The organism is Phenylobacterium sp. FG114 (genome assembly GCF_057809855.1).
In genome coordinates, this window is record NZ_JBMDKU010000007.1 from 28225 (window position 1) to 49370 (window position 21146).

A 21146-nucleotide genomic window follows, 5' to 3' on the forward strand; every position below is an offset into this window, starting at 1 on the left:
GTGCCTAGCGGCGGCCGGGTTGCAAGGGCCTTAAGCGCTCAGTGCGCGAGTCCGACCACTTCGGGCAGGCGGGAGATGCGCGCGGCTTCGGCCGTCGCGGCGCTGCGGGCGGCCAGGACGTCGGCGGCGCGCATGCGCGACAGGACCGGGAACATGCCGGACAGCAGCGCCACGAGCAGACCCAGGCGGCCTTCACGCCATCCGCCCCTCACCACATAGCCGCGCAGGAATGCGCCGAGGCCGGTGACGACGCCCGCGCCCATGCGCAGAGGGGCGCCACGATCGGCCAGGTCTTCGGCCGCGAGGCCAGTCAAGCGGTTCAGACGCTCCATCAGCGCGCCCACGTCGCGGCCCAGCGAGCGGCGGATGGCGCCGGTGAGCGCGCCGCCTGCGCGTCCGGCCATGACGGCGGGCGCGTTGAGTCGGCGCGGCTCCCAAGCCTTCAGGCCGCGCTTGTAGAGGCGGGGCTCGAGCCGGGCGCTCAAGGCGCCGGTCCAGCCGTCGCGGATGAGGGTTTCGCCCACGTAGTTGTCGATGGGCAGGTCGTACCAATCGCCGTCGGGCCGCATCTGCAGAACCGCGCGGATTTCCCAGGCCAGGGCGGCGTCGACCAGTTCCTCGGGGTCGATCTCCAGGATCCAATCGCCGGAACAGGCCTCGATGCCCGCCGCCTTGCGCTGGCTTTCAAGCGGGAAGATGCCGTCGATCAGGATCGCGCCCTGCCGGCGGGCGACTTCCTGGGACCTGTCCGTGCAGCGGTCGGCGACCACCACGATCTCATCGCAGAAGGAAAGCTTGCGCAGGCATTGCGACAGCTGCGCATCCTGGTTTTGCACGCACACCAGCGCAGACAGCCTGACCACCCCGAACGCTCCCATCCCGACAACCCCGTTGTGGAGTTAGACGCCGCCGGCGCGTTCAGCCCCCCAGGGCCAAGCTTTACATTTTGTTCAGAATGCGGCGGCGAGTCGCACCCCGACCGTGCGGGGGCGCTGCGGAGTCACCTGGCGAACCTTCCCGAAATTGAACGGATTGCCGTAGGCGAAGGTGTCGGCCTCGTCGTTGAACGGGTTGGCCACGTAGACCATGGCGCGCCAGCGGTCGCTGACCACCTCGGCCGAGGCCTCGGCGCGCAGGTAGTGGCCCATGCGGCGGGGCAGTTCCGTGTCAAAGCTCAGGGTGGCGCGGCCCACGTAGCTGGCCTCGCCGGTCAGACGCAGCATGAGCCCGCCGCCGAGCGGACGCTCGTAGACGGCGAGCATCCCGCCGGACACGTCCGGCACGCCTGGCAGGTGGGGCGTGACCGGCGCGCCAAAGTCCGGATTGCCGTTGGTCACCCGCGAGCTCGAGACGAGCCCGTTGACCTGGACCGAGAGTCCGAAGGGCCAGTCGTAGCCGACCTCCGCCTCGAGGCCCGTGATACGGGCGTCGCCGACATTGGCCGTATAGGCCAGGCCCGAGGTCCGGTAGCGGTCGGTCTGGATGTTGGTCCAGTCGTCGTAGTAGGCGGTGGCGCGCACAAGCAGGCGGTCGTCCAGGCGGCGCAGCTTGACCCCGACCTCGTAGTTGCGCAGCCGATCGGGCGCGAAGGTCACCCGGGCCGGGCGGATCGGGAAGAAGCCGGCGGAGTTGAAGCCGCCGGGGCGATAGCCCTCGGTGACCAGCCCGTAGATCAGGTCGCCGTTCGAGAACTGCCGCTGGAGCGAGAGCTTCGGCGAGAAGCCGTTGAAGATCCGCTGCCGATCGAAGAACCGTGGGCCGTAGGGCTGGATGATCTCGATCTGCGCGGTCGTGTGGACCCGCGTCTCGAAGAACCGTCCGCCCAGCGTGGCGCTCCAGCCTGCGCCGAGCCGATACGAGCCCTCGCCATAGACCGCATATTCCCGTTGCCGGTCCTTCCGCGCCTCGGTGTAGGCGGTCATCACCCGACCGCCGCCAAACAGGAGCCCCAGGGTCGAAGGGCTGCGCTCGGTGGTGCGCGCGCCGTAGACGCCGAACAGCCAGTCGAACCGCCCCACGCCCGAGGAGCGGACCACGAGGTCCTGCACCAGGATGCTCGAGCGGGTTTCTTCCGTGAAGAGGCCGAGGTCCTGCTCCGTCGCCACCCCGTTGAGCGGCGCCATCGGATCGCTCGGGTCGATGGCGCCGAAGGCGTCGAACTGACTCGAGAAGACGTGATGGACGTAGCTGGTGGAGGAGGTGAGGCTGCCCCAGCCGAAATCGCCCTGAACCGTCACGCCGCCATAGTAGAAGTCGTTGTTGTGCGCCTCGCGGACGCGGTTTCGGCGCTGGCCGGGCGCCGAGGGCGGCGGCGATCCCTCTTCCTCGCTGATGCCAAGGGTTCCGTTGGCGTCGGGCGCGCTTACGGCATTGGCTAGGACATACTGAGTGTCGTTCGAGCGCAGGTGCTGGGTGGCGGCCAAGGCGTCCAGCCGCCAGTTGTCGTCGAACCGGATGCGCAGGGCGACGCGACCGCCGTCGCGGCGGGTCTGGTCGACGTTCGGGATCTGCAGATTGACGTCGTCCAGATAGCCGCCCTGCAGGTCTTCGTAGGCGACAAGCCGCAGGCCGATATGGTCCTTGGCGACCGGGATGTTCAGATAGCCTTCCAGTTCGTGGCTCTGGTCGCCCCCCTTCGTCCAGGCGAGGCCGGCCGCGACGCCGGCCTGGTAGTGGTCCAGGTCGGGCTTGCTGGTGACGATCCGATAGATCCCGGCGAGCGATCCTGAGCCATAGAGCGCGCCCTGAGGGCCACGGACCACTTCGACCCGATCCACGTCGACCAGGCGAAGGTCGGGGTCCGGGGCGTTGTAGTTGATCGGCGCGTCGTCCAGGTAGGTCGAGACCGTGGAGCGGGTCCGGCCGGTGAAGGCGCCGTCGGAGAGGCCGCGGATCAGCAGCTTGTCGCGGCCGGGGCCGAGGTTGGTGGTCAGGACGCCCGCGAGCTGACCGATGGTCTGGCCCACGTCGGTGGAGCGCGTGGTCTGGATCTGCTCGCGGGAAATCGCGCTGACGCCGGCAGGGAGCTGGTCGAGGGATGCCGGCCGCTTGGTGGCGGTTACGACGACTTCCGACACCAGCGCCGGCGCGCGAGGCTCCCGGCTCGCCACGGGCGATGCGGCTCCTGCGCGCGCCAGGATCCGCACCGTCCGGGAGTCGACGATGCTGAAGTGACAAGGCGCACCGTCCAGCAGGCGCTCCAGGGCCTCGCGCACGGTGTAGCGCCCCGCAAGGCTCACGCGCCCGTCGGCGCCGCAGTTGGCGGTGCCCAGCACAGAGATGTTGGCCTGCAGGCCGACGTCGATCAGGGCGTCAGCGTAGGAACGGGCAGGTATCGAAAAGCGCAGGCGCGCGTCGGCGGCCTCAGCGCGCCCCGCCAGGCAGGCGAGGGCGACGCCGCCCAGCAACGTCTGCAGAGGCAAACCACGCCTCGGTATGGCTCCACGCCCTCATCGGCGGTCCGACGCTGGATCGCGCCGCAACACTACGTCCGGGCCGGAACGTACAGCGTTGATGGGAACCAGCAAGGCCAAGCGGCGGATTAACGCAGCTTGGTCATCGAGAACGAGCACGCCCGAGATCGGGGTCGCGGCCAGTTCGGGGTCCTCGATGCGGATCGGGGTCGCAAACTGCTGATTGAGGTCGTCGATGACCTCGCCCAAGGGCTGTTGCCGATAGACCAGCCGGCCGGTCCGCCAGCCCAGCACCTCGGTGGGCTCAGCGGCGGCCACGCGCGTCGCGGCGGCGCCCTCCACGTGGTCGAGCTTCTGGCCGGGATGCAGACGATAGGCCTTGCCCGTTGCGCCTTGCGCCGGACGCACCTCGACCGCGCCGCGCGCCACGGTCACGGAGACCTTTCCGCCGAGCCGTCGGACGTCGAACTGGGTGCCCACCACACGCACGGTGCGGTCGCCGGCGGCTACGAGGAACGGCCGGCGGGCGTCGTGGGCGACGTCGAACACCGCCTGTCCCTCGGCAAGGATCACATGCCGGCTATCGCGCCCGAGGCGCACCGACAGGCGCGTGCCGCCGTTCAGATCGAGCGTGGAGCCGTCGGCGAGCTGGATCGTGCGCCGTTCGCCCTTGGCGGTGGCGTAGCTCTCGGTCTGTGGCCCGGACAATTGCGGGGCGACCAGAACGGCGACGGCCGCGGCGGCGGCCACCGCGCCGAACCCGATGACCGCCCGGCGACCGATCGGACTGGCGGGCGCGGCTCGGCGCTGGGAGAGCTCGGCGGCGACTTCAGGGGCTCGGGCGGAATAGGCTTGCGACAGCGCCAGGGCGGCGTCGAAGGCGGCGGCGTTGTCGGGGGAAGCGGACAGCCAAGCGTCGAAGGCTACGGCCTCGGCGTCGCCGAGGTCGCCGGCCTCGAGCCGCACGACCCACGCCGCGGCGTCCTCGCGCCGGGCGTCGTCGCCATGTCGCCAACCGTTGATCATGAATCCTTCCGCGGCCCGCACGCGCGACGACCCGTCGCAGGAGTAGACGTCACCGACCCAGGCTTCCCCCCAGTTCCGGAATGCAATTTCTGGTAGGTCATCGGCCGAGCTTCGCCGTGAGCGCCTTGAGCGCCGCCGAAATGTGCTTCTCCACCGACTTTACCGAAAGGCCCATGGCCTGGGCGGTCTCCGCGTGGCTGCGGCCTTCCAGCTTGTGGAGGCGGAATGCGCGCTGCATCTGGGGCGGCAGCTCGGCCACGGCGTCGACCAGCTGCCGCAGGCGCTGGCGCGAGGCGACGGCCTCGTCGGCGGGCGCGATGTCGGCCACATCCTCATCCCCGGCCGTAGCATGGGCGACGCGCCGCCAGGCGGCGTCCCGCGCCACGGCGCGCGCCTCGCCGCGGGCGCGGTCCAGCATGACATTGGTGGCGATGCGGTAGATCAGGGCGACGGGGTTCTCCGCGGTGACCGCGGGGTCGCGCGTGGCCAGCTTGACGTAGAGCTCCTGCGCCAGATCCTCGGCGACGGCGCGCGAGCCGGCGCGGGCCGCAAAGAAGCGCACGAGGTTCGCCCGCCGCTCCAGGTAGATCTCGAGCAGGGGATCTGTGGGCGCCGTGCGCGGCGCCTCAGGGTCGGTCACCGGGCTCACGCCGACGGCCTTCCGCACCCAGGGTGCGGGCGCCGCTTCGCGATCTGGCGCATGCGAGTTCGATCCATGGCCGCGTGAACAGTGGAGCCGGACGAAAGTCATGCCCCATTCCAGCCGCCGCGCCAACTTCGTCGCGGCCGGGGCGGGGGGCGCGTCGTCCCGGCGGCGTCTAGGCATGGACACCGCATGGTTGACGGCGCCGCGTGGCGGCCGTCTGGGGGGCGGTGTCACGGCGTGCGGGTCGCGGGGGAGCGGCCCGCACGTTCTCCTTTCGGCAGACCGATGATTCGCGACAGGCGCATCCGCGCGCCGCTTTGGAATGGCGCGTTCCACAGGCGCCCCGGCGATTCCCACAGGCAGATCAGTGCGATCACGCGGAGTCGAAGGGGGCGGAGCTGGCCCAAGGTATGCAGACGCATCTTCTCATTCTATGAGGTTGCTCTCGGTGAGAGAGCAGGCGGGGGCGCTCCGCTGTATCGAAATGGGGCCAAGGAGTAGTCGTTCATGAGCCTTAAGACCGTGCCGGGACTCGAGCCCGCGCCGACGAAGCACGCCAAACTGGTACAGTGGGTGCGTGAAATCGCCGACCTGGCCCAGCCCGACCGCGTCGTCTGGTGCGATGGGTCCGACGAGGAATGGACCCGCCTGACGGGCGAGCTGGTGGCCGGCGGAACGCTGAAGCCCCTGAACCCCGAAAAGCGTCCGAACTCGTTCTATGCCGCCTCCGACCCGCGCGATGTCGCCCGCGTCGAGAGCCGCACGTTCATCTGCTCGGAAAAGCCCGAGGACGCGGGCCCGACCAACAACTGGCTCGACCCTGCCGAGATGCGCGCCGACCTGAAGGATCTCTTCAAGGGCGTGATGCGCGGCCGGACCATGTATGTGGTGCCGTTCTGCATGGGGCCGCTGGGCTCGAAGATCAGCCAGATCGGGGTCGAGATCACCGACAGCGCCTACGTGGCCGTGTCGATGAAGATCATGACCCGGATGGGGAAGGGCGCCCTGGACATGCTGGGCGACGACGGCTTCTTCGTGCCGGCCGTCCACACCGTGGGCATGCCCCTGGTCGACGGCGTCAAGGACGTCGCCTGGCCCTGTAACGAAATCAAGTACATCGTCCACTTCCCTGAGACGCGCGAGATCTGGTCGTACGGCTCGGGCTATGGCGGCAATGCGCTGCTGGGCAAGAAGTGCTTCGCCCTGCGGATCGCCTCGGTCATGGCTCGCGACGAGGGCTGGTTCGCCGAGCACATGCTGATCCTCAAGCTCACCTCGCCTGAGGGCGCGGTGAAGTACGTGGCGGCCGCGTTCCCCAGCGCCTGCGGCAAGACCAACATGGCCATGCTGCAGCCGACCCTGGCGGGCTGGAAGGCCGAGACCATCGGCGACGACATCTGCTGGATGCGCTTCGGGGATGATGGCCGCCTCTACGCCATCAACCCCGAGGCCGGCTTCTTCGGCGTTGCGCCGGGCACGGGCGAGGTCACCAACAAGAACGCGATCGACGCGCTGTGGGGCAATTCGATCTTCACCAACGTGGCGCTGACCGATGACGGCGACGTGTGGTGGGAGGGCCTGACCGAGGCCGCCCCCGCGCACCTGATCGACTGGAAGGGCCGCGACTGGACCCCGGACAGCGCCGAGCCGGCTGCGCACCCGAATGCGCGCTTTACCGTCCCGGCCTCGCAGTGCCCGGTGGCGGCGCCCGAATGGGAAGATCCCGCCGGCGTGCCGATCTCGGCCATCCTGTTCGGCGGCCGCCGCGCCTCGGCCGTCCCACTGGTGACGGAAGCCCGCGACTGGCGCCACGGCGTGTTCATGGCCTCCAACGTGGCCTCGGAAGGCACGGCGGCGGCCGAGAACGCCATCGGGGAGCTGCGCCGCGACCCGTTCGCGATGCTGCCCTTCTGCGGCTACAACATGGGCGACTACTTCGGCCACTGGCTGAAGATGGGCGAGACCGCCGCCGATCCGTCGAAGCTGCCGCGCATCTATTTCGTGAACTGGTTCCGCAAGGACGAGCGCGGCAAGTTCGTCTGGCCGGGCTACGGCGAGAACAGCCGGGTCCTGAAGTGGATCGCCGAGCGCCTGGATGGCAAGGCGGATGCTGTGGACACGCCGATCGGCAAGGTTCCGACCAAGGCCAGCCTGGACCTGTCGGGCGTGAGCCTCACCGACGCCCAGCTCGAACTGCTGCTGACGGTCGATCCGGCGATCTGGACCCAGGAAGCCGCCCTGATCCCCGCCTTCTACGAGCGTTTCGGCGAGACCACGCCCAAGGCGCTATGGGAGGAATACGAGAGCCTCCTTGAGCGGCTGCAGGCCGCGAACGATGTCGAGGACGAGCGGATCGTGGCCGCCGAATAGCTACATACCCGGATAAACAACGAAAAGGCCGCGGGGCGACCCGCGGCCTTTATCGTTTCGGAGCGCCCGGTCAGCCGCCGGCGACGACGCGCAGGTTGGGGGCCGCCACGGGCTTCTCTCCGCGGACCTGGGCCACCAGGTCGAAAAGCGCGGTGCGGACGTGGTCGGCATCGCCGGTCTCGACGACCTCGGCCAGGGCCTCGAGGTGGCCGGGCGTGACCCGCACGGCCGAGTTGGAGACGACTTCCATCACCTTGGGCGCGGCGGGCAGGGAGCGCTCGGTCTCGTCCAGCAGGGCCTCGGTGAGCTTCTCACCCGGGCGCAGTCCGGTGATCTCGATCTCGATGTCGCGGCGGCCCGACAGCGCGATCATCTGACGGGCCAGGTCCAGGATGCTGACGGGTTCGCCCATCTCCAGCAGGAACAGGCGCGAGTCGCGACGGTCGTCCTCGTGACAGGCGGCGGTGGCGTGCAGCACGAGCTGGGCTGCCTCGGGGATCGTCATGAAAAAGCGGTTGATCTCGGGGTGGGTGACCGTCACCGGTCCGCCCCGCTCGATCTGCGACTTGAAGATCGGCACCACCGAACCGGACGAGCCCAGGACGTTGCCGAAGCGCACGGCCGAGAAGCGGGTGTCGCTGTTGCTGGTCGCCTGCTGCGCCTGGATAACGGCCTCAGCCAGGCGCTTGGTGGCGCCCATGGCGTTGGTGGGATCGACGGCCTTGTCCGTGGAGATCAGCACCATCTGGCCGGCCCCGCAGGCCTTGGACGCCTCGGCCACGTTCCAGGTGCCGATGACGTTGGTGAGGATGCCTTCCGTCGGGTGGCGCTCGACCATGGACACGTGCTTCAGCGCCGCGGCATGGAAGACCAGATCCGGGGTCTCGCGGCTGAACGCTTCGGTGATCCGCCGCGCGCTGCGCACGTCGCAAAGGACCGCCTTGACCGCGATGTGCGGGAAGGTCTCTCGCATCTCGCGCTCGATTTCGAAGAGAGCGGTCTCGGAGATGTCCACCAGCGTCAGGTGGGCGCAATTGAACGTGGCGACCTGGCGGCAGAGCTCGGAGCCAATGGATCCGCCGGCGCCCGTGATCAGGACGCGGCGGCCCTTGATCAGGCCGCCGATGGCGCGGCGATCCAGCTCGATCGGCTCGCGGGCCAGTAGCTCCTCGATGTTGATGTCGCGCATCGGGAGCAGGGTCAGGCCTTCGTGCTGCGAAAGCTCGACGATGGACGGCAGCCGGAGCAGGCGGATGCCGTCGGTCTTCAGCCGGCCCAGGATGTCGGCGGTCAGGCCCTTCAGCTTGCCAGGCTCTTCCAGGAACAGGATGGCGCGCGGATAGCGGTTCCAGCGGCGCAGGTCGGCCAGAGCTTCATCCAGGCGGTCGATGGCCTCGAGGATACAGACGCCGCGCACCTGGGCGCCTACGTCGCGGCGGTCGGTGCCGATGATGCCCACCGGCGTGTAGGTGCGGTCGTGGCTGCGGGCCACGTCGCGCAGGTAGGTGTCGGCCAGCGAGGGCGGTCCGATCAGCAGCAGCGATGGCGACTGGGTGAGCCGTTCGGTGATCGTCTTGAGCGGGGAGAAGCTTTCCAGCGCGTGCTCGTGGAGCGCGCGGCGCAGGATGCGGACGCCCATGGCGCTGACCATCTGGAACAGGGGAGCCATGACTAGGGTCGAGCGCGGCAGTCCCTCGGCGCGATCGAGCACGAAGACCGAAAGCAGAAATACGCCGACGGTCAGCAGCGCGCTGCGCGCCAGGACGAGGGCGTCGGGGATCGAGACGTACCGCCAGGGCGAAAGCTCCCCGCGGAAGATCAGGCTGAAGACCCCCGCGATGGTCGCGTAGAGCGCGGCGAGCTGGAAGAAGCTCAGGGCGCCGGCCTGGCCGAAACCCAGCTCGGGCTGGGTGGGAGCCACGAAGAACGCGATGGAGAAGGCAAGGGCCGCGAGGAGCATGTCGAAGACGACGATCTGCGCCCGGACGGCCATCCGCTCCATTCGCCGCACTCCACTCACGTGTCGATTCCCAAGCATAGGCCCGGTCGTTCGGGCGGCTAGCAAAACTTGGACGGGGCGGAGTTTTTCCGCGGGCCCAGGCGCCTTGTACTCATGGAACAAGCGCGCGGCGAGAACGGGAACTTAGAAACTGGCGCCCCGCCGCGCAAACGAAAAGCCGCCGCGAGATGCGCGACGGCTTCCGTAGAACACAAGCGCTAAGCTTTGGTTTCGGTTCAGAAGACCAGCTTGATGCCGCCCACGACGCGGCTGTCGCCCAGGCCGCCGGTGACGGCGTTACCCTGGTTGGTGTCCCAGTAGCGGACGTCGAAGCTGATATGGTCGGTCAGCGCGAAGCCGACGCCCAGGTTCCAGGTCGTGTAGTCGAACGCCTTGTCGACCTCCTGGCGGCCGATGGCGCCGTTGATCGTGAACTTGGTGTCCGGGATCGCGATCGCGGCGTTGGCCTCGTAGTACCAGGCGTCACCGGTCTTCCCGAAGAACTCCGGCGAGTAGTAAACCGCCGCGCCCAGCGTCGCCGGGCCGGCCGGCACCGAGGCGGCGACCTTGCCCTCCCAGTAGTCCTCGTTCGAACCCGAGGGCTGGTCGATGTAGCCGTAATAGATCACGCCGATGTCGAAGGTCACCGGGCCGGCGGTCGGCTTGATGCCGGCGTACAGGTCGAACTCGGCGTCGGTGCCGTTGCCGAAGTCGACGTTGGAAACCCACACACCCGCGTAGCCGATGCCCATGGTGGCGTCGACGCCGCCATACACCTGCGGATCCTCGTCGGTCTGGCTAAGGCCGCGGAAGACGTAGTCCGTCGAGGCCCCCACGTTGAAGGCGAAGGTCGGGCCCCCATCCTGGGCCTGCGCGGCGCCAGCGAGCGCCAGCGAGCCGACAGCGGCCGCCAGCGCGATTTTCAGCGTTCTCATTCTCGTATCCCCTCTTACGTCCGTCCGGTCGGAACCGACGGGCGTCTCATCGTCGTCGGCGGGGCCGGCAGATCAACGTGACGGGATGACGACAGCCAAGCCATGGGGCGGCTGATGTGAGATTGGGCGCCCCTGAATAAGGGCGCCATAAAATTGGGCGACTTGGGCCGGCGGGGGCAAATTGCGCGGCCCCGAGCGGCGGGAATTCAGCGCGCGACGAGCGGCGCGAATCCCAGATGGGAGCCGGCGTCGACCAGCAGCGTCTCACCGGTGACGTGCCGGGACGCGGGCGAGGCCAGGAAGACCGCAGACGCGGCGATGTCCTCGGGTGTGGAGGCGGCGCGCAGCGGGGTGCCCGCCGCAGCGTTGGCGCGGACCCGCTCGGCGGCGGCTTCGCCCAGGCCTTTGCCGAACCACGGCGTGTCGATGAAGCCGGGACAGATGGCGTTGACGCGGATCTTCGGCGCGAGGGCCCGGGCCAGCGACAAGGTCATGGTGTTGAGGGCGCCCTTGGACGCCGCATAGGGCACGGACGAGCCGATGCCGGTGACGCCGGCGATGGAGGCGGTCATCACCACCGCGCCGGGCCGTGGCGCGGCCTCGAGCAGCGTCCGGCAGGCGCGCACCATCTGGTAGGCGCCCACCACGTTCACGGAATAGAGGTCGAGGAAGTCCTGTGCGGATACGCCCTCGAGGTCGGCGTGGTTGTTGAACTTCGTCACGCCGGCGTTGTTGAAGAGGGCGTCGACGCGGCCGTAGGGCTGAGCGGCGGCGGCGATCCGGCGGCAGTCTTCGTCGTTGGCGACGTCGCCCTGGACCAGGACGGTCTCGGCGCCGTGAGCCTGGCATTGCCGCGCCGTTTCTTCCGCGTCGTCCAGGTTGCGCGCGTAGTTGATGATGACAGCTTTGGCGCCCCGCGATGCGACCTCCACGGCCACGGCTCGCCCGAGGCCGGTCGAGGCTCCGGTCACCACCACCACGAAGTCCTGATAGTCGCCCTGGGCCATGGGTCGCGCCTCCCGCTCGTTGTTTGCGGGCCTAGTAGCGTCTAAAGGGCCCGAGATGGAAGAGACCCACCTCACGCAGCTGGGCCGCGAGACCAAGGGCTTCGAGAGCCCCGAGGCGGCCGTCCTGGAACGCGTCCCCAATCCGCACCCCGGCGCGACCTACCTCGTCCGGTTCGCCGCGCCGGAGTTCACCTCGCTCTGCCCGGTGACCGGACAGCCCGATTTCGCCCACCTGGTCATCGACTACGTCCCAGCCGACTGGCTCGTGGAATCGAAGTCTCTGAAGCTCTACCTGGGCTCGTTCCGCAACCACGGCGCGTTCCACGAAGATTGCACGGTGGCGATCGGAATGCGGCTGGTGAGCGAGCTTTCGCCTCGATGGCTCAGGATCGGCGGGTACTGGTATCCCCGCGGCGGAATTCCGATCGACGTTTTCTGGCAGAGCGGCACGGCGCCGGAAGGATTGTGGTTGCCGGACCAAGGGGTCGCACCTTACCGCGGCCGCGGTTGAACAGTGCGTCGTCCCGAGATGAGATCGCCGCCAGTCTGACAGCTTTGGAATACTGTAGAGCCCGAAGCAAACCGTCGGAGGTCCAGCTGTTATGCTGAGCGTCTCGTCAGCATACCGATGCGCGAGATGCCGCGGGTCCTGTTCTCTTTCGAGGGGAAAAATGGGCGCGGACTCTCGCGGGGGCCATTCGGGCTTTCCAAAACCCGCCTGCGAGCCTATACCTGATCCCGCCCAACTCTCCTCGGGCGTGTCACCTCAGGCCGGGCGGCGCGGCGCGTCGTCCGGCCGTCGTGTTTCCGGGACCCAGCGTCAGCGCTTCCAGCGTGTCATCAGGGGATCGAGGTTGGGCCGCTCCCGTTCCAGCGGCGCTTCCTTCGCGGTTCCGATCAACAGGAAGCCGGCGACCCGCTCACCCTCGACAAGCCCAAGGATCGACGTCGCCTCGGCATCGTAGCTGTACCAGTCGGTGATCCAGTTTGCGCCGAAGCCCATGGCGAGCGCCGCGGCGAGGAGGTTCGTGCAGACCGCGCCGGCCGAAAGGACCTGCTCCCATTCCGGGATTGCGGCGGCGCGGGGCGCCGAGATCACCACCACCGCCATCGGGGGGACCTTCAGCTTGGCGAGCTTGGCGGCGAGCGTCGGGTCGCCGCGGCGCTGTGCGAGGGCTTCGAGCTCCCCCGCGAACGCGGCCTTGTCAGCGCCTTCCATGACCACAAAACGCCAGGGCGAGAGCTTGCCGTGGTCGGGCGCGCGGACGGCGATACGCAGCAGGTCGGCAAGTTGCGCGGCGTCGGGCGCGGGCGCGGTCAGGGTCACGGCCGGTGTCGAGCGGCGCAGCGCCAGGAAGCGCAGGACTTCGGGCGAAGGTTCGAGCGGGAGCGCGGCTCCGAACTCGGGGGCGGGCGGCAGGACTGACGGCAACGGAGCTCCGGCGTTTAGAGTGCCGATAGGAGAGCCTCTTTATGGGGGCGCGACGCCGAACCGCAAGGCAAGGGGACCGAAACGATGGGGGATAAGCCCGCGTGGCTGCGAGCGCACGGCTCGCCCTGGACGAGGGGCGAGGGGCGCGACGTCTACGACAACCCCTGGATCCGGGTGACGGAATACACCGCCACGGCGCCGACTGGTCGCCCAGCGCAGTACGGGCTGGTCAGCTTCAAGAACCATGCGGTGGCGGTCCTGCCGCTGTTCGACGATGGGACCACCGTGCTGGTCGGTCAGCACCGGCTTCCGGCCGGCGACTACAGCTGGGAGATCCCCGAGGGCGGTTCGCGCGCCGGCGGCGACCCGCTGGAGGGCGCCAAGCGCGAGTTGGCGGAGGAGACCGGACTGCAGGCGGCCGAGTGGTGCGAGGTGATGCAGGCGCAGCTCTCGAACTCCGTCACGGACGAGCTGATGTACGGCTATCTCGCGCTGGGTCTGTCGCGAGCGAAGGCAGGGCAGGAGATGGACGACACCGAGGCGCTGGAGATCGTGCGGGTCCCGTTCCGCGAAGCGCTGGACGCCGCGATGGCCGGCCACATCAAAGACATGTTGACGGTGGCGATGCTGCTCAAGGCTTACCATATGGCCCGTGAAGGGCTTCTGGCGCCTGCTTTGGCGCGCGCCATGCTAGGGTAGGAAAAATACATGGGTCGGGAGGAGACCATGAGTCAGCGCCTGGAGGTGGTGAACCCCGCCGCGCCGCCGCCTGTCTGGGCCGCTCTGCGGAACGAGGCCTATGCCGCCGCCAAGAACGAGGCCGCGCTGGCGAGCCTGCTGGCGGCCGTGATCCTGAACCACGACAGCCTGGGCGATGCGCTGAGCTACCAGCTGGCGCGGAAGCTGGGCGACCAGGAGCTGCGGGCCATGAGCCTGCGAGACACCGTGGAGGAGGCCTATGAGGCCGATCCATCTATCGTGGAGATCGCCGAGGCCGATCTGAAGGCGGTGTTCGAGCGCGACCCGGCCTGCAAGGGCTATGTCCAACCGTTCCTGTTCTTCAAGGGCTTCCTGGCGCTGCAGACCCACCGGGTGGCGCACTGGCTCTACAACGAGGGCCGCGAGACCCTGGCGTTCTACCTGCAGAGCCGAACCAGCGAACTGTTCCAGGTGGACATCAATCCGGCCACCAAGATCGGCCGCGGCGTGTTCGTCGACCACGGGACCGGGATCGTCATCGGCGAGACCGCGGTGATCGGCGACGACGTCTCGATGCTGCAGGGCGTGACCCTGGGCGGCACGGGCGCCGAGCGGGGCGACCGCCACCCGAAGATCGGCAAGGGCGTATTGCTGGGCGCGGGCGCCAAGGTGCTCGGGAACATCACGATCGGCGACTACGCCAAGATCGCCTCGGGCTCGGTGGTGCTGAAGCCTGTGCCGCCGGGATGCACCGCGGCCGGGGTGCCCGCGCGGCTGGTGAACTGCCCGACGTGCGAGGAGCCGGCCAAGAGCATGGACCATACGCTCGCGGATGCTGTGTACGACTATGTGATCTGAGGTTTCGCCCGGCCTGCGGACCGGCTAGTTTCCGCGCAACGATTTGCACGGAGCGTTTTGGCGTGGACGAGAAAGCTATCCGCAAGGTCGAAGGCCACCTGCGTGGGACTTTCGCGAACGCGCGCATCACGCTCGTGCCGCGTCCGAAACAGAAGGACTCGGCCGAGGTCTACATCGGCGAGGAGTTCATCGGCGTGGTGTTCGAGGACGAGGACGGCGACGGCTCGTACGTCTTCAACATGTCGATCCTGGCCGAGGACCTGCCGTAGCAGGCGCCGCTCAGCGGATCTGAACCACCTTCAGCGCGCCGGCCGGTGCGGGCGCGAGCGGCGGCGATGGCCGGCTGCTGTCGAGCCAGGCGGCCCAGTCCGCGCGCGGCACGATCACGATCTGCCGGTCGTGATAGGGCGCGATGTCGGGGCCAGGCGGGCCGGTCAGCAAGGTGAAGCGGTCGTCGCGGGTCAGGCCGGCGACACCCAGGACCGCATCGTCGCTGGCCGTGAAGCGCCACTTTGACTTGGGCGCCTTGGCGCCCGTGAACTCGAAAAAGGCGTCGACGGGCACCAGGCAGCGGCCCTTCGGGAAGCTGCGTCCGTCCGAACGGAAGTTGATGATGGGGCCGCGAGGCCCCGGGAAGCCCCAGCGCATCTGGGACAGCACCGCCATACCGTCGCGGCCGGTGACGATGTAGCTGGGGTCCGTGGGGCGGATCGACGGACGCGGCTCCATGTTCGGCGCGCCGCCGTCCCACGTCAGCGGCAGCTCGAGCTGGCCGAACTCCTTGAGCAATTCGTCGAGGGACCGTTCCTGGGCGTACTCGTTGCACATCTTTCCTACAGGCCCTCGCTGGCCGGACGATGGAGGTTTTCTACGGTCAAGCCGCGCCGCGCAGGATGCGCCGGGCCTGGAAGGGGGGGATGATAGCGGTGATGTGGGCGGCCCAGCGCAGGCGGGCGTCGTGGCGCATGGGCCCGGCGACGCTCTCCAGGTCGTAGACGCCCGAGCGCGAGCCGCGCAGCAGCCGTTTGACCAGCACCTCGTCGGTGTCCAGCTCGACGACGACCACATGGCCCAGCATGTCGGGGGAGGGCGCGGTGCGCTGGTCCTCGAAATAGATGATCGCGCCGTCGTCGGCGACGCCGCGCATGGAATGACCGACCACCTTGAGGGCACGCGCACGGTCGGTTCCGCCCGGCGGGATCGGCGCGAGCTCGGCCGGATCGTGGCCGACGGCGAAGAGGACCGTGCCGTCCGGGTTCGCGCCCACATGCCCGATCACCGGGACGAATCCATCCACAGCCGGCTGCATCGGGCCGGCAGCGTCATAGAGCCACTCGGGACTGACGCCGAAGGCCGCCGCGTATTCCTTGGCCCGGCGATAGGAGAACGGCGCGTTGCCGTTCTCGTTCGAGGCATAGGTGTTGCGGCTCCAGCCATGGACGTCCGCAGCTGACGCAGCAGTGTCGTAGCCTTTGTCGATGCGGGCCTGTTTGAGCCTCTGAGCGCGACCGTCCATAAAAATGTAGATAACGTACAGCGAAACGTTGCGCAATCGACTGTAGCTTTCATACATTGTGCGCATGGCTATCTCATCTCATATCCCATCGAGCTACGCCGCCCTCCGGTATGGCGGAGCTTCCCCCCTCCGAGCTCAGGCGGAACTGGCGATCACCCCGGCTCACGCCGGCAAGCTGGAGGCGATCTTCAAGGTCGCGCGTCCCGGCAAGATGCTGGACCGCATGAAACCTCGCTTTGCGGACCATCGCGCCCACGTGGCGGCGGTCGCGGCGGCGGGCGGCTACCCGGTGCTGACCCGGTGAGCGGCCGCGAGGATGCCGCGGCGCTCGTCGCGAGCGCATTGAGCCGCAGGGCCGTCGCCGACCGGAGCCGCTTCCTGCGCGAGCTACTCGCCCACACCGCGGCCGGCCTGGTGGTGATCGACGGCGAGGCCCATGCGTCCGAGGCGGTCTACCGCCTGGCTGACGCCGTGGTCGCGCGGCGGTGCAGCCGATGAGCGGCGCGAGGACGACCCGCGATCCCACGCTGAAGGCGCAGCGCGCGGCGCGCGATCGGCTGTTGCGAGTGGAGCGGCAGGCGAAGGCGCGAGGGGAGGCGGACGCCGTGGCCGCCGGCGTGGCCGAAACCGTGGCGCTGTCGCGGGCCCGGGGCCAGGCGATCGCGGAGCCTGGGCCCGGCGCGCCGCGGGCGCGAGCCTATCGTCGGCAGACGGGTCTGGAGTGGCTGGCCAGCCGCGGGCGCATCGACGCTTCGGCGCGGGCGGCCGGCGAACGCTATGGCTGGGCCTACCGGCGCGTGAAGCTGGAGAAGGCGATCCCGTCCACCCTGGACCCACGAGTGCGGGGCGAGTTCGTCGCGCCTTCGATCGAAGACGTCCTCGCCAGCGGAGAGCGGACCGAGCTGGCGAGGCGCGCTCTTGTCGAGTTCCGCGGGCGACTTTGGCGGCAGACCGATCTGGTCGCGGCCTGCGATCTGATCTGCGGCGAGGAAAAGACGCCTCGGGAGGCGGCCGAGGGAGAGCGCGAGGCCGGGCGGCTGGAGGCGGTGCTGAAAGTGGCCCTGGACATCCTGTCGGCAGCCCGCCAACGTTCGTGATTTGTTCTTGACATCCGAGCGCGAATTTGAGAGAGTTCTGTCAGCGTTGATGTCTGCGCCCGCCGCATGGGCAGCGGGGCGCTATGGGCAGCCGCCGGGGGATCCGTCAGGACAGCCGGAGGAACCAGCGGAACGGCGACAGGCCGCGAGGACGATCCGTCGGTCCTTGATCATCGGTCTTGTCGCCGAAGGACGCGGGTTCGGGTGGACGCTGGCCGTGGCTTTCGCCGCGCTTGGCGCCGGCCTCCACGGCGAGGGCGTGGTATCGGGCGGCCTCGTCGATGAGCTCGCCTCTCGTGCGCATGTTGTCGGCGGAGGCTGCGCGGCGGAGCAGGGCTTCGGCCTGGCTGCGGTATTCGGCCTCGGACGACATGAGTTGCCTCCCCATCGGATCGGACGGCCGCGCGGCTTGCCGGGGGACCGCCGCCGCGACGCGGACCCTCGGTGGGATTCGGACACGGCCTCCTGAACACGCGCGCAAATTGAGCCCGGTTTGTGGCGCCGGAAGCGCGTCGAAACATCAATGAAAACAGCAAGCTTTGCCATGGTGTGAAAGCCACGGCCGGCGAAGCTCTCCACCCGTATGAAGAGAAGGGATCGACGCGATGGCGAAGACACCTGTCCAGCGGCGGACGCGAGGCCGCGCGAAGAAGGTCGCCGGCGCGGCCAGGCCGACGCCGCCCAGCGAGTACAGCCTCGCGCGCGCCAACAAGATCTGCGAGCGGCTGGCGAAGGGCGAGCCGCTGTACCGGATATGCGAGGACGACGATCTGCCGGGCTGCACCACCGTCTATGGGTGGGAACGGAAGAACCCAAGCTTCAGCGAGCGGGTCTCGCGCGCGCGTCAGGCGGGCGCCGACTACTGCGCGGATCGGGCGCTCACCGTGGCCGAGGAGTCCACCAAGGAGACGGCGCAGCGGGATCGCCTGCTGGTCGCAACGCTGATGAAGCGGGCCGCGCTGATCGCGCCCCGCCGCTGGGGTGGGAAGGCGGGCAAGGAGGAGGCCGGGGCGAAGGACAAGGTCGCGCCGAACATCCTGTTCTACGTCCGGCGCTTCGAACGCGTCGTGGCGGAGGATGGCAGCGTGAGCGTGCGGGAGCTGAAGCCCGAGGGCCTGAAATGAAAGCCGACGAGAAGGACGCGAAGGACGGTGACAAGGCGCAGCCGACTCCGGATCAGGAACTGGGTCTGCCGCTGATCTGGGAGCCCCGGGAGTACCAGGTGGGCTTGTGGGACGCCCTGCTGTCGGGCGTGAAGCGGGCGGACGTGGTGGCGCACCGGCGCTGGGGTAAGGACGAGGTGGCGCTGCATTGGGCGGCTTGGTCGGCGTGGCATCGGCCCGGCAGCTACTGGCACCTGCTGCCCGAGCAGGCGCAGGGTCGCAAGGCGATCTGGGACGCGGTGAATCCCCATACCGGCAAGCGGCGCATCGAGGAGGCGTTTCCCGAGGTGATGGGCCCCGTGTTTCACGAGAGCGAGATGCAGGTCGTGCTGAGCAATGGCGCGACCTGGCAGGTGCTGGGGTCGGACAACTACAACAGCCTGATGGGCGCCTCCACGGCGGGCGTGGTGATGTCGGAGTGGGCTTTGGCCAGGCCGGACGCCTGGACCTACATCCGGCCGATGCTGCTGGAGAACGACGGCTGGGCGCTCTTCCTGTGGACGCCGCGCGGCCGCAACCACGCGGCGCGGGCGTTCGAGTCCCGGCGCTCAGATCCCGAATGGTTCTGCCTGAAAAGCCCCGCGACCGAGACCACCGTTTTCACACCCGACCAGCTCGAGCGCGAGAAGCGGGAGATGGTCGCCGAGCTGGGTTCGGAGGAGGAGGGCGAAGCTCGGTTCGCCTCGGAGTATCTGGTGGACTTCGACGCGGCGGCGCCGGGCACCTACTACGCCTCGCTGCTGGCCGAGGCCGAAAGGGGCGGCCGGGTGGGCCGCGTGCCGGCCGATCCGTCGCTGAAGGTGGATACGGCCTGGGACCTTGGCATCGACGACTATACCGCGGTGTGGTTCTTCCAGCAGGCCGGGCGCGAGGTGCGGGTCATCGACTATTTCGAGACCAACGGCGTCGGCCTGGCCGAGGTGGTGCGGCAGGCGATCAGCGGAAGGCCGTATGTGTGGGGCGAGCATCACCTCCCGCACGACGTGATGGTGCGAGAACTGGCGACGGGAAGGTCGCGGTACGAGACGCTGGGTTCGCTGGGCCTGTCGGGAATCCAGGTGGGTGCGGCGGCCGACCCGGAGGAGCGGGTGAATGCGGCGCGCTTGATGATCCCAATGTGCTGGTTCGACGCCGAGCGCTGCGCTGGGGGGCTGGAGCGACTGCGCGCCTACCGCAAGCGCTGGCACCGGGCGACACGGAGCTATGGCGGGCCGCTGCACGACATAGCGAGCCATGGCGCCGACGCGTTCGGGGAGTTCGCCCTAAATCGTCGCGGTGGCGCGTCGAGGGCCCAGCGGCGCGTCGAGGGCCGCGCCGCCGGATCGTGGATGGGGTAGGTCCCCGCGTGCACGTTCTCCGCACCTGCAGGAGGATCTGCGCGCTGGCGTTGAGCAAGTTAATCCTGATCGTCCAAATCCCGTTAAGGGCCTTGATCTAAACGATAAATCGTCGGGGGACGTTGCGGACTTGGGTAGGCCGCGGATGCCCGAACCTCTACGCCAGCTGGTCGAACTCGCCGAGGCTCGTCCCTTCGCCTCCATCGGCTGCGCGATCGCCGCGATCCTTTATCTGCGCCTGATGATGTCGGGACCGCGCGTCTACTAGGCCATCGCTGCAACCGTCGTCGCCGCTCTGCATTTGCCTCCCGCGGGAATGGAGGACTGCAAAATGAGCGGAGTAGGTATTATCGGCGCCATCCTGATCGGCATCCTGGCCGGCTGGATCGCGGAAAAGGTCATGCATCGGAACCATGGCCTCTTGACCAACCTGATCGTCGGCGTGGTCGGCGCCTTCCTGGGCAGCTTCATCGCAACCTCGCTGGGCATCGGCACGGGCGCGGGCGTCATCCCGAGCCTCATCGTCGCCACCGCGGGTGCGATCCTGTTGCTGTTCATCGTCGGCCTGTTCCGGCGCCGGAGCGTCTAACCGACCCAGTTCCATCGCGGCTGTTGACAGCGATTGTTACGAGTGTAGTTTGAGATTGCTACATCTGTAATAATGGTTGGAGGCCGCGATGCGGACTGTGGGACGTACGGTGGTTGTGGGCTTCGTCGCGGCGTTCGTCACAAAGGCGGCGGCCGCCGACCCGACATATGTGACGGGAAAGGTTGTCGAGCCGGTTTATACCGTCGTCCCGGTTGCCGAGCGGTTGACCGTCGGCGGTGTGTTCGCCAACGCATCGCCTGAAATGCAGGTGATCATGCTCTTGCTGGCGGCGGCGACCCTGGCCGCTGTGGCCGTTTGGGCGCTGAGCCTCGATAAGGTGGGCAAGGGTGACGCCAAGGGTCTGGCCGGAGCGCTCGGGCGGCTGCGGATCGTACGCTCCGCCGGTGTGCCCCTCGGGTGCCTGGCTGCGGGCTATGTGATGTTCTCGAGCTTTCTCGGCATTTCGAACGTGCGCCCCGCGCCGACACTGACCGTCGTCGCGCCCGGCTTGGCGGAGGCTTCCCTGCAGATCGTGCTGGGATTGCTGGCCACGACCGTGGCCGTAATCTGCGAACGGCACCTGGAAGGCCGGATCCGCCGCGCGGCGGCTTGAAGGCGTGGACGCGCTTCGCATCTCGGAGGCGGAGAGCCAGGTGATGTCCGCAGTCTGGGCAGCCGTGGAGGCGGGCGCCGAGGGCGCGGGGGCGGAGGAGATCGTGGCCGGCCCCGGGGCGGCGAACGCCTGGAGCGAATCCACCGTCCGCACCCTGATCCACCGGCTCATCCGAAAGGGCGCCCTGAAGTCGCGGCGGCGCGGAGCGATGGTGGTCTATGCCCCGCTGCTGAGCCGCCAGGACTGGGTGACTTCGGAGAGCCAGGGCCTGCTCGACCGGCTGTTCGGCGGCCAGTTGGCGCCGCTGGTCGCGCACTTCGCGCGGGAGAAGGCGGTCTCGCCCGAAGACCTCGCCCGTCTGCGCCGGCTGGTGGCCGATCTCGATGCGGACGAGGAGGACTAAGCACTCATTTTTCAAGCGGCGCCACGCGCGGGCGGTTTGCGCG

Annotated in this window: 25 protein-coding genes; 14 read left to right on the plus strand and 11 right to left on the minus strand. The window is 68.6% G+C overall.

Annotated features, from left to right (window positions below; translation table 11 throughout):
• Positions 1-38 precede the first annotated feature (38 nt).
• The 4 genes from ACODSY_RS13255 to ACODSY_RS13270 all read right to left on the minus strand — a co-directional run bounded on the left by ACODSY_RS13255 (position 39) and on the right by ACODSY_RS13270 (position 5106).
• Positions 39-863 (minus strand): glycosyltransferase family protein, encoded by an 825-nt coding sequence (locus ACODSY_RS13255; protein ID WP_488952227.1) that lies wholly within the window; start codon positions 861-863, stop codon positions 39-41.
• A gap of 87 nt (positions 864-950) precedes the next feature.
• Positions 951-3422, minus strand: coding sequence for a TonB-dependent receptor (locus ACODSY_RS13260; protein ID WP_488952228.1), 2472 nt, complete (start codon positions 3420-3422; stop codon positions 951-953).
• 27 nt (positions 3423-3449) lie between these two features.
• The gene (locus ACODSY_RS13265) at positions 3450-4439 is read right to left on the minus strand and encodes a FecR family protein (protein ID WP_488952229.1); all 990 of its coding nucleotides are present in this window, start codon (positions 4437-4439) and stop codon (positions 3450-3452) included.
• Between the two features lie 97 nt (positions 4440-4536).
• The gene (locus tag ACODSY_RS13270; protein WP_488952230.1) at positions 4537-5106 is read right to left on the minus strand and encodes an RNA polymerase sigma factor; all 570 of its coding nucleotides are present in this window, start codon (positions 5104-5106) and stop codon (positions 4537-4539) included.
• Positions 5107-5592: 486 nt separating this feature from the next.
• On the opposite strand from ACODSY_RS13270, the gene ACODSY_RS13275 reads away from it, so the two are divergent.
• Positions 5593-7455: a phosphoenolpyruvate carboxykinase (GTP) gene (locus tag ACODSY_RS13275; RefSeq protein ID WP_488952231.1), complete on the plus strand. Its 1863-nt coding sequence runs from the start codon at positions 5593-5595 to the stop codon at positions 7453-7455.
• A 70-nt stretch (positions 7456-7525) separates the two neighbouring features.
• Here ACODSY_RS13275 and ACODSY_RS13280 read toward each other — a convergent pair whose 3' ends face one another.
• The 3 genes from ACODSY_RS13280 to ACODSY_RS13290 all read right to left on the minus strand — a co-directional run bounded on the left by ACODSY_RS13280 (position 7526) and on the right by ACODSY_RS13290 (position 11396).
• Positions 7526-9457 (minus strand): polysaccharide biosynthesis protein, encoded by a 1932-nt coding sequence (locus ACODSY_RS13280; protein WP_488952232.1) that lies wholly within the window; start codon positions 9455-9457, stop codon positions 7526-7528.
• A 233-nt stretch (positions 9458-9690) separates the two neighbouring features.
• The gene (locus ACODSY_RS13285) at positions 9691-10389 is read right to left on the minus strand and encodes a TorF family putative porin (protein WP_488952233.1); all 699 of its coding nucleotides are present in this window, start codon (positions 10387-10389) and stop codon (positions 9691-9693) included.
• Positions 10390-10595: 206 nt separating this feature from the next.
• Positions 10596-11396, minus strand: a complete 801-nt coding sequence (locus ACODSY_RS13290) for an SDR family NAD(P)-dependent oxidoreductase (RefSeq protein ID WP_488952234.1) — start codon at positions 11394-11396, stop codon at positions 10596-10598.
• Between the two features lie 55 nt (positions 11397-11451).
• Here ACODSY_RS13290 and queF point away from each other — a divergent pair, with 55 nt between their 5' ends.
• Positions 11452-11907 (plus strand): preQ(1) synthase, encoded by a 456-nt coding sequence (queF, locus tag ACODSY_RS13295; RefSeq protein WP_488952235.1) that lies wholly within the window; start codon positions 11452-11454, stop codon positions 11905-11907.
• Positions 11908-12216: 309 nt separating this feature from the next.
• Here the strand turns inward: queF and ACODSY_RS13300 are convergent, their stop codons facing one another.
• A complete protein-coding gene (locus ACODSY_RS13300; RefSeq protein ID WP_488952236.1) occupies positions 12217-12828 on the minus strand; it encodes a nitroreductase family protein in 612 nt (203 codons plus the stop codon).
• Positions 12829-12912: 84 nt separating this feature from the next.
• Between ACODSY_RS13300 and ACODSY_RS13305 the strand changes: the two genes are divergently transcribed.
• The 3 genes from ACODSY_RS13305 to ACODSY_RS13315 all read left to right on the plus strand — a co-directional run bounded on the left by ACODSY_RS13305 (position 12913) and on the right by ACODSY_RS13315 (position 14654).
• Positions 12913-13527, plus strand: a complete 615-nt coding sequence (locus tag ACODSY_RS13305) for an NUDIX domain-containing protein (RefSeq protein WP_488952237.1) — start codon at positions 12913-12915, stop codon at positions 13525-13527.
• Positions 13528-13554: 27 nt separating this feature from the next.
• The gene (gene cysE / locus ACODSY_RS13310; RefSeq protein WP_488952238.1) at positions 13555-14385 is read left to right on the plus strand and encodes a serine O-acetyltransferase; all 831 of its coding nucleotides are present in this window, start codon (positions 13555-13557) and stop codon (positions 14383-14385) included.
• Positions 14386-14447: 62 nt separating this feature from the next.
• Positions 14448-14654 carry a DUF3126 family protein gene (locus ACODSY_RS13315; RefSeq protein WP_488952239.1) on the plus strand — a complete coding sequence of 69 codons (207 nt, stop codon included), beginning with the start codon at positions 14448-14450 and terminating at the stop codon, positions 14652-14654.
• Positions 14655-14664: 10 nt separating this feature from the next.
• On the opposite strand, the gene ACODSY_RS13320 is transcribed toward ACODSY_RS13315, so the two are convergent.
• Positions 14665-15213, minus strand: a complete 549-nt coding sequence (locus tag ACODSY_RS13320) for an SOS response-associated peptidase (protein ID WP_488952240.1) — start codon at positions 15211-15213, stop codon at positions 14665-14667.
• A 46-nt stretch (positions 15214-15259) separates the two neighbouring features.
• Positions 15260-15958, minus strand: coding sequence for a S24 family peptidase (locus ACODSY_RS13325; RefSeq protein ID WP_488952241.1), 699 nt, complete (start codon positions 15956-15958; stop codon positions 15260-15262).
• A 7-nt stretch (positions 15959-15965) separates the two neighbouring features.
• Here ACODSY_RS13325 and ACODSY_RS13330 point away from each other — a divergent pair, with 7 nt between their 5' ends.
• From ACODSY_RS13330 to ACODSY_RS13340, 3 genes are read left to right on the plus strand one after another with little or no spacing between them, the layout of a single operon-like run.
• On the plus strand, positions 15966-16205 hold the full coding sequence (locus ACODSY_RS13330; RefSeq protein ID WP_488952242.1) for a hypothetical protein: 240 nt from the start codon (positions 15966-15968) through the stop codon (positions 16203-16205).
• 38 nt (positions 16206-16243) lie between these two features.
• Positions 16244-16399 carry a hypothetical protein gene (locus ACODSY_RS13335; RefSeq protein WP_488952243.1) on the plus strand — a complete coding sequence of 52 codons (156 nt, stop codon included), beginning with the start codon at positions 16244-16246 and terminating at the stop codon, positions 16397-16399.
• A complete protein-coding gene (locus ACODSY_RS13340) occupies positions 16396-16998 on the plus strand; it encodes a hypothetical protein (RefSeq protein ID WP_488952244.1) in 603 nt (200 codons plus the stop codon). The genes ACODSY_RS13335 and ACODSY_RS13340 overlap by 4 nt, the downstream gene beginning before the upstream one ends.
• Positions 16999-17104: 106 nt before the next feature.
• Here the strand turns inward: ACODSY_RS13340 and ACODSY_RS13345 are convergent, their stop codons facing one another.
• Positions 17105-17371, minus strand: a complete 267-nt coding sequence (locus ACODSY_RS13345; protein WP_488952245.1) for a hypothetical protein — start codon at positions 17369-17371, stop codon at positions 17105-17107.
• 232 nt (positions 17372-17603) lie between these two features.
• On the opposite strand from ACODSY_RS13345, the gene ACODSY_RS13350 reads away from it, so the two are divergent.
• From ACODSY_RS13350 to ACODSY_RS13375, 6 genes are all read left to right on the plus strand, one after another.
• Positions 17604-18122: a terminase small subunit-like protein gene (locus tag ACODSY_RS13350; RefSeq protein WP_488952246.1), complete on the plus strand. Its 519-nt coding sequence runs from the start codon at positions 17604-17606 to the stop codon at positions 18120-18122.
• The gene (locus tag ACODSY_RS13355; RefSeq protein ID WP_488952247.1) at positions 18119-19498 is read left to right on the plus strand and encodes a hypothetical protein; all 1380 of its coding nucleotides are present in this window, start codon (positions 18119-18121) and stop codon (positions 19496-19498) included. Before ACODSY_RS13350 ends, ACODSY_RS13355 begins: the two co-directional genes overlap by 4 nt.
• A gap of 145 nt (positions 19499-19643) precedes the next feature.
• Positions 19644-19766 (plus strand): hypothetical protein, encoded by a 123-nt coding sequence (locus ACODSY_RS13360; protein WP_488952248.1) that lies wholly within the window; start codon positions 19644-19646, stop codon positions 19764-19766.
• A gap of 63 nt (positions 19767-19829) precedes the next feature.
• A complete protein-coding gene (locus ACODSY_RS13365) occupies positions 19830-20087 on the plus strand; it encodes a GlsB/YeaQ/YmgE family stress response membrane protein (protein WP_488952249.1) in 258 nt (85 codons plus the stop codon).
• An 88-nt stretch (positions 20088-20175) separates the two neighbouring features.
• The gene (locus tag ACODSY_RS13370) at positions 20176-20700 is read left to right on the plus strand and encodes a hypothetical protein (RefSeq protein ID WP_488952250.1); all 525 of its coding nucleotides are present in this window, start codon (positions 20176-20178) and stop codon (positions 20698-20700) included.
• Between the two features lie 4 nt (positions 20701-20704).
• Positions 20705-21103, plus strand: a complete 399-nt coding sequence (locus tag ACODSY_RS13375) for a BlaI/MecI/CopY family transcriptional regulator (RefSeq protein ID WP_488952251.1) — start codon at positions 20705-20707, stop codon at positions 21101-21103.
• Positions 21104-21146 lie beyond the last annotated feature (43 nt).

Coding starts and splice junctions, on each gene's coding strand:
- ACODSY_RS13330 (WP_488952242.1), top strand. CDS start 15,966: ATGGCTATCTCATCTCATATCCCATCGAGCTACGCCGCCCTCCGGTAT.
- ACODSY_RS13275 (WP_488952231.1), top strand. CDS start 5,593: ATGAGCCTTAAGACCGTGCCGGGACTCGAGCCCGCGCCGACGAAGCAC.
- queF (WP_488952235.1), top strand. CDS start 11,452: ATGGAAGAGACCCACCTCACGCAGCTGGGCCGCGAGACCAAGGGCTTC.
- ACODSY_RS13370 (WP_488952250.1), top strand. CDS start 20,176: ATGCGGACTGTGGGACGTACGGTGGTTGTGGGCTTCGTCGCGGCGTTC.
- ACODSY_RS13280 (WP_488952232.1), bottom strand. CDS start 9,457: ATGGAGCGGATGGCCGTCCGGGCGCAGATCGTCGTCTTCGACATGCTC.
- ACODSY_RS13360 (WP_488952248.1), top strand. CDS start 19,644: ATGCCCGAACCTCTACGCCAGCTGGTCGAACTCGCCGAGGCTCGTCCC.
- ACODSY_RS13355 (WP_488952247.1), top strand. CDS start 18,119: ATGAAAGCCGACGAGAAGGACGCGAAGGACGGTGACAAGGCGCAGCCG.
- ACODSY_RS13320 (WP_488952240.1), bottom strand. CDS start 15,213: ATGTGCAACGAGTACGCCCAGGAACGGTCCCTCGACGAATTGCTCAAG.
- ACODSY_RS13365 (WP_488952249.1), top strand. CDS start 19,830: ATGAGCGGAGTAGGTATTATCGGCGCCATCCTGATCGGCATCCTGGCC.
- ACODSY_RS13265 (WP_488952229.1), bottom strand. CDS start 4,439: ATGATCAACGGTTGGCGACATGGCGACGACGCCCGGCGCGAGGACGCC.
- ACODSY_RS13285 (WP_488952233.1), bottom strand. CDS start 10,389: ATGAGAACGCTGAAAATCGCGCTGGCGGCCGCTGTCGGCTCGCTGGCG.
- cysE (WP_488952238.1), top strand. CDS start 13,555: ATGAGTCAGCGCCTGGAGGTGGTGAACCCCGCCGCGCCGCCGCCTGTC.
- ACODSY_RS13345 (WP_488952245.1), bottom strand. CDS start 17,371: ATGTCGTCCGAGGCCGAATACCGCAGCCAGGCCGAAGCCCTGCTCCGC.
- ACODSY_RS13340 (WP_488952244.1), top strand. CDS start 16,396: ATGAGCGGCGCGAGGACGACCCGCGATCCCACGCTGAAGGCGCAGCGC.
- ACODSY_RS13290 (WP_488952234.1), bottom strand. CDS start 11,396: ATGGCCCAGGGCGACTATCAGGACTTCGTGGTGGTGGTGACCGGAGCC.
- ACODSY_RS13325 (WP_488952241.1), bottom strand. CDS start 15,958: ATGTATGAAAGCTACAGTCGATTGCGCAACGTTTCGCTGTACGTTATC.
- ACODSY_RS13350 (WP_488952246.1), top strand. CDS start 17,604: ATGGCGAAGACACCTGTCCAGCGGCGGACGCGAGGCCGCGCGAAGAAG.
- ACODSY_RS13305 (WP_488952237.1), top strand. CDS start 12,913: ATGGGGGATAAGCCCGCGTGGCTGCGAGCGCACGGCTCGCCCTGGACG.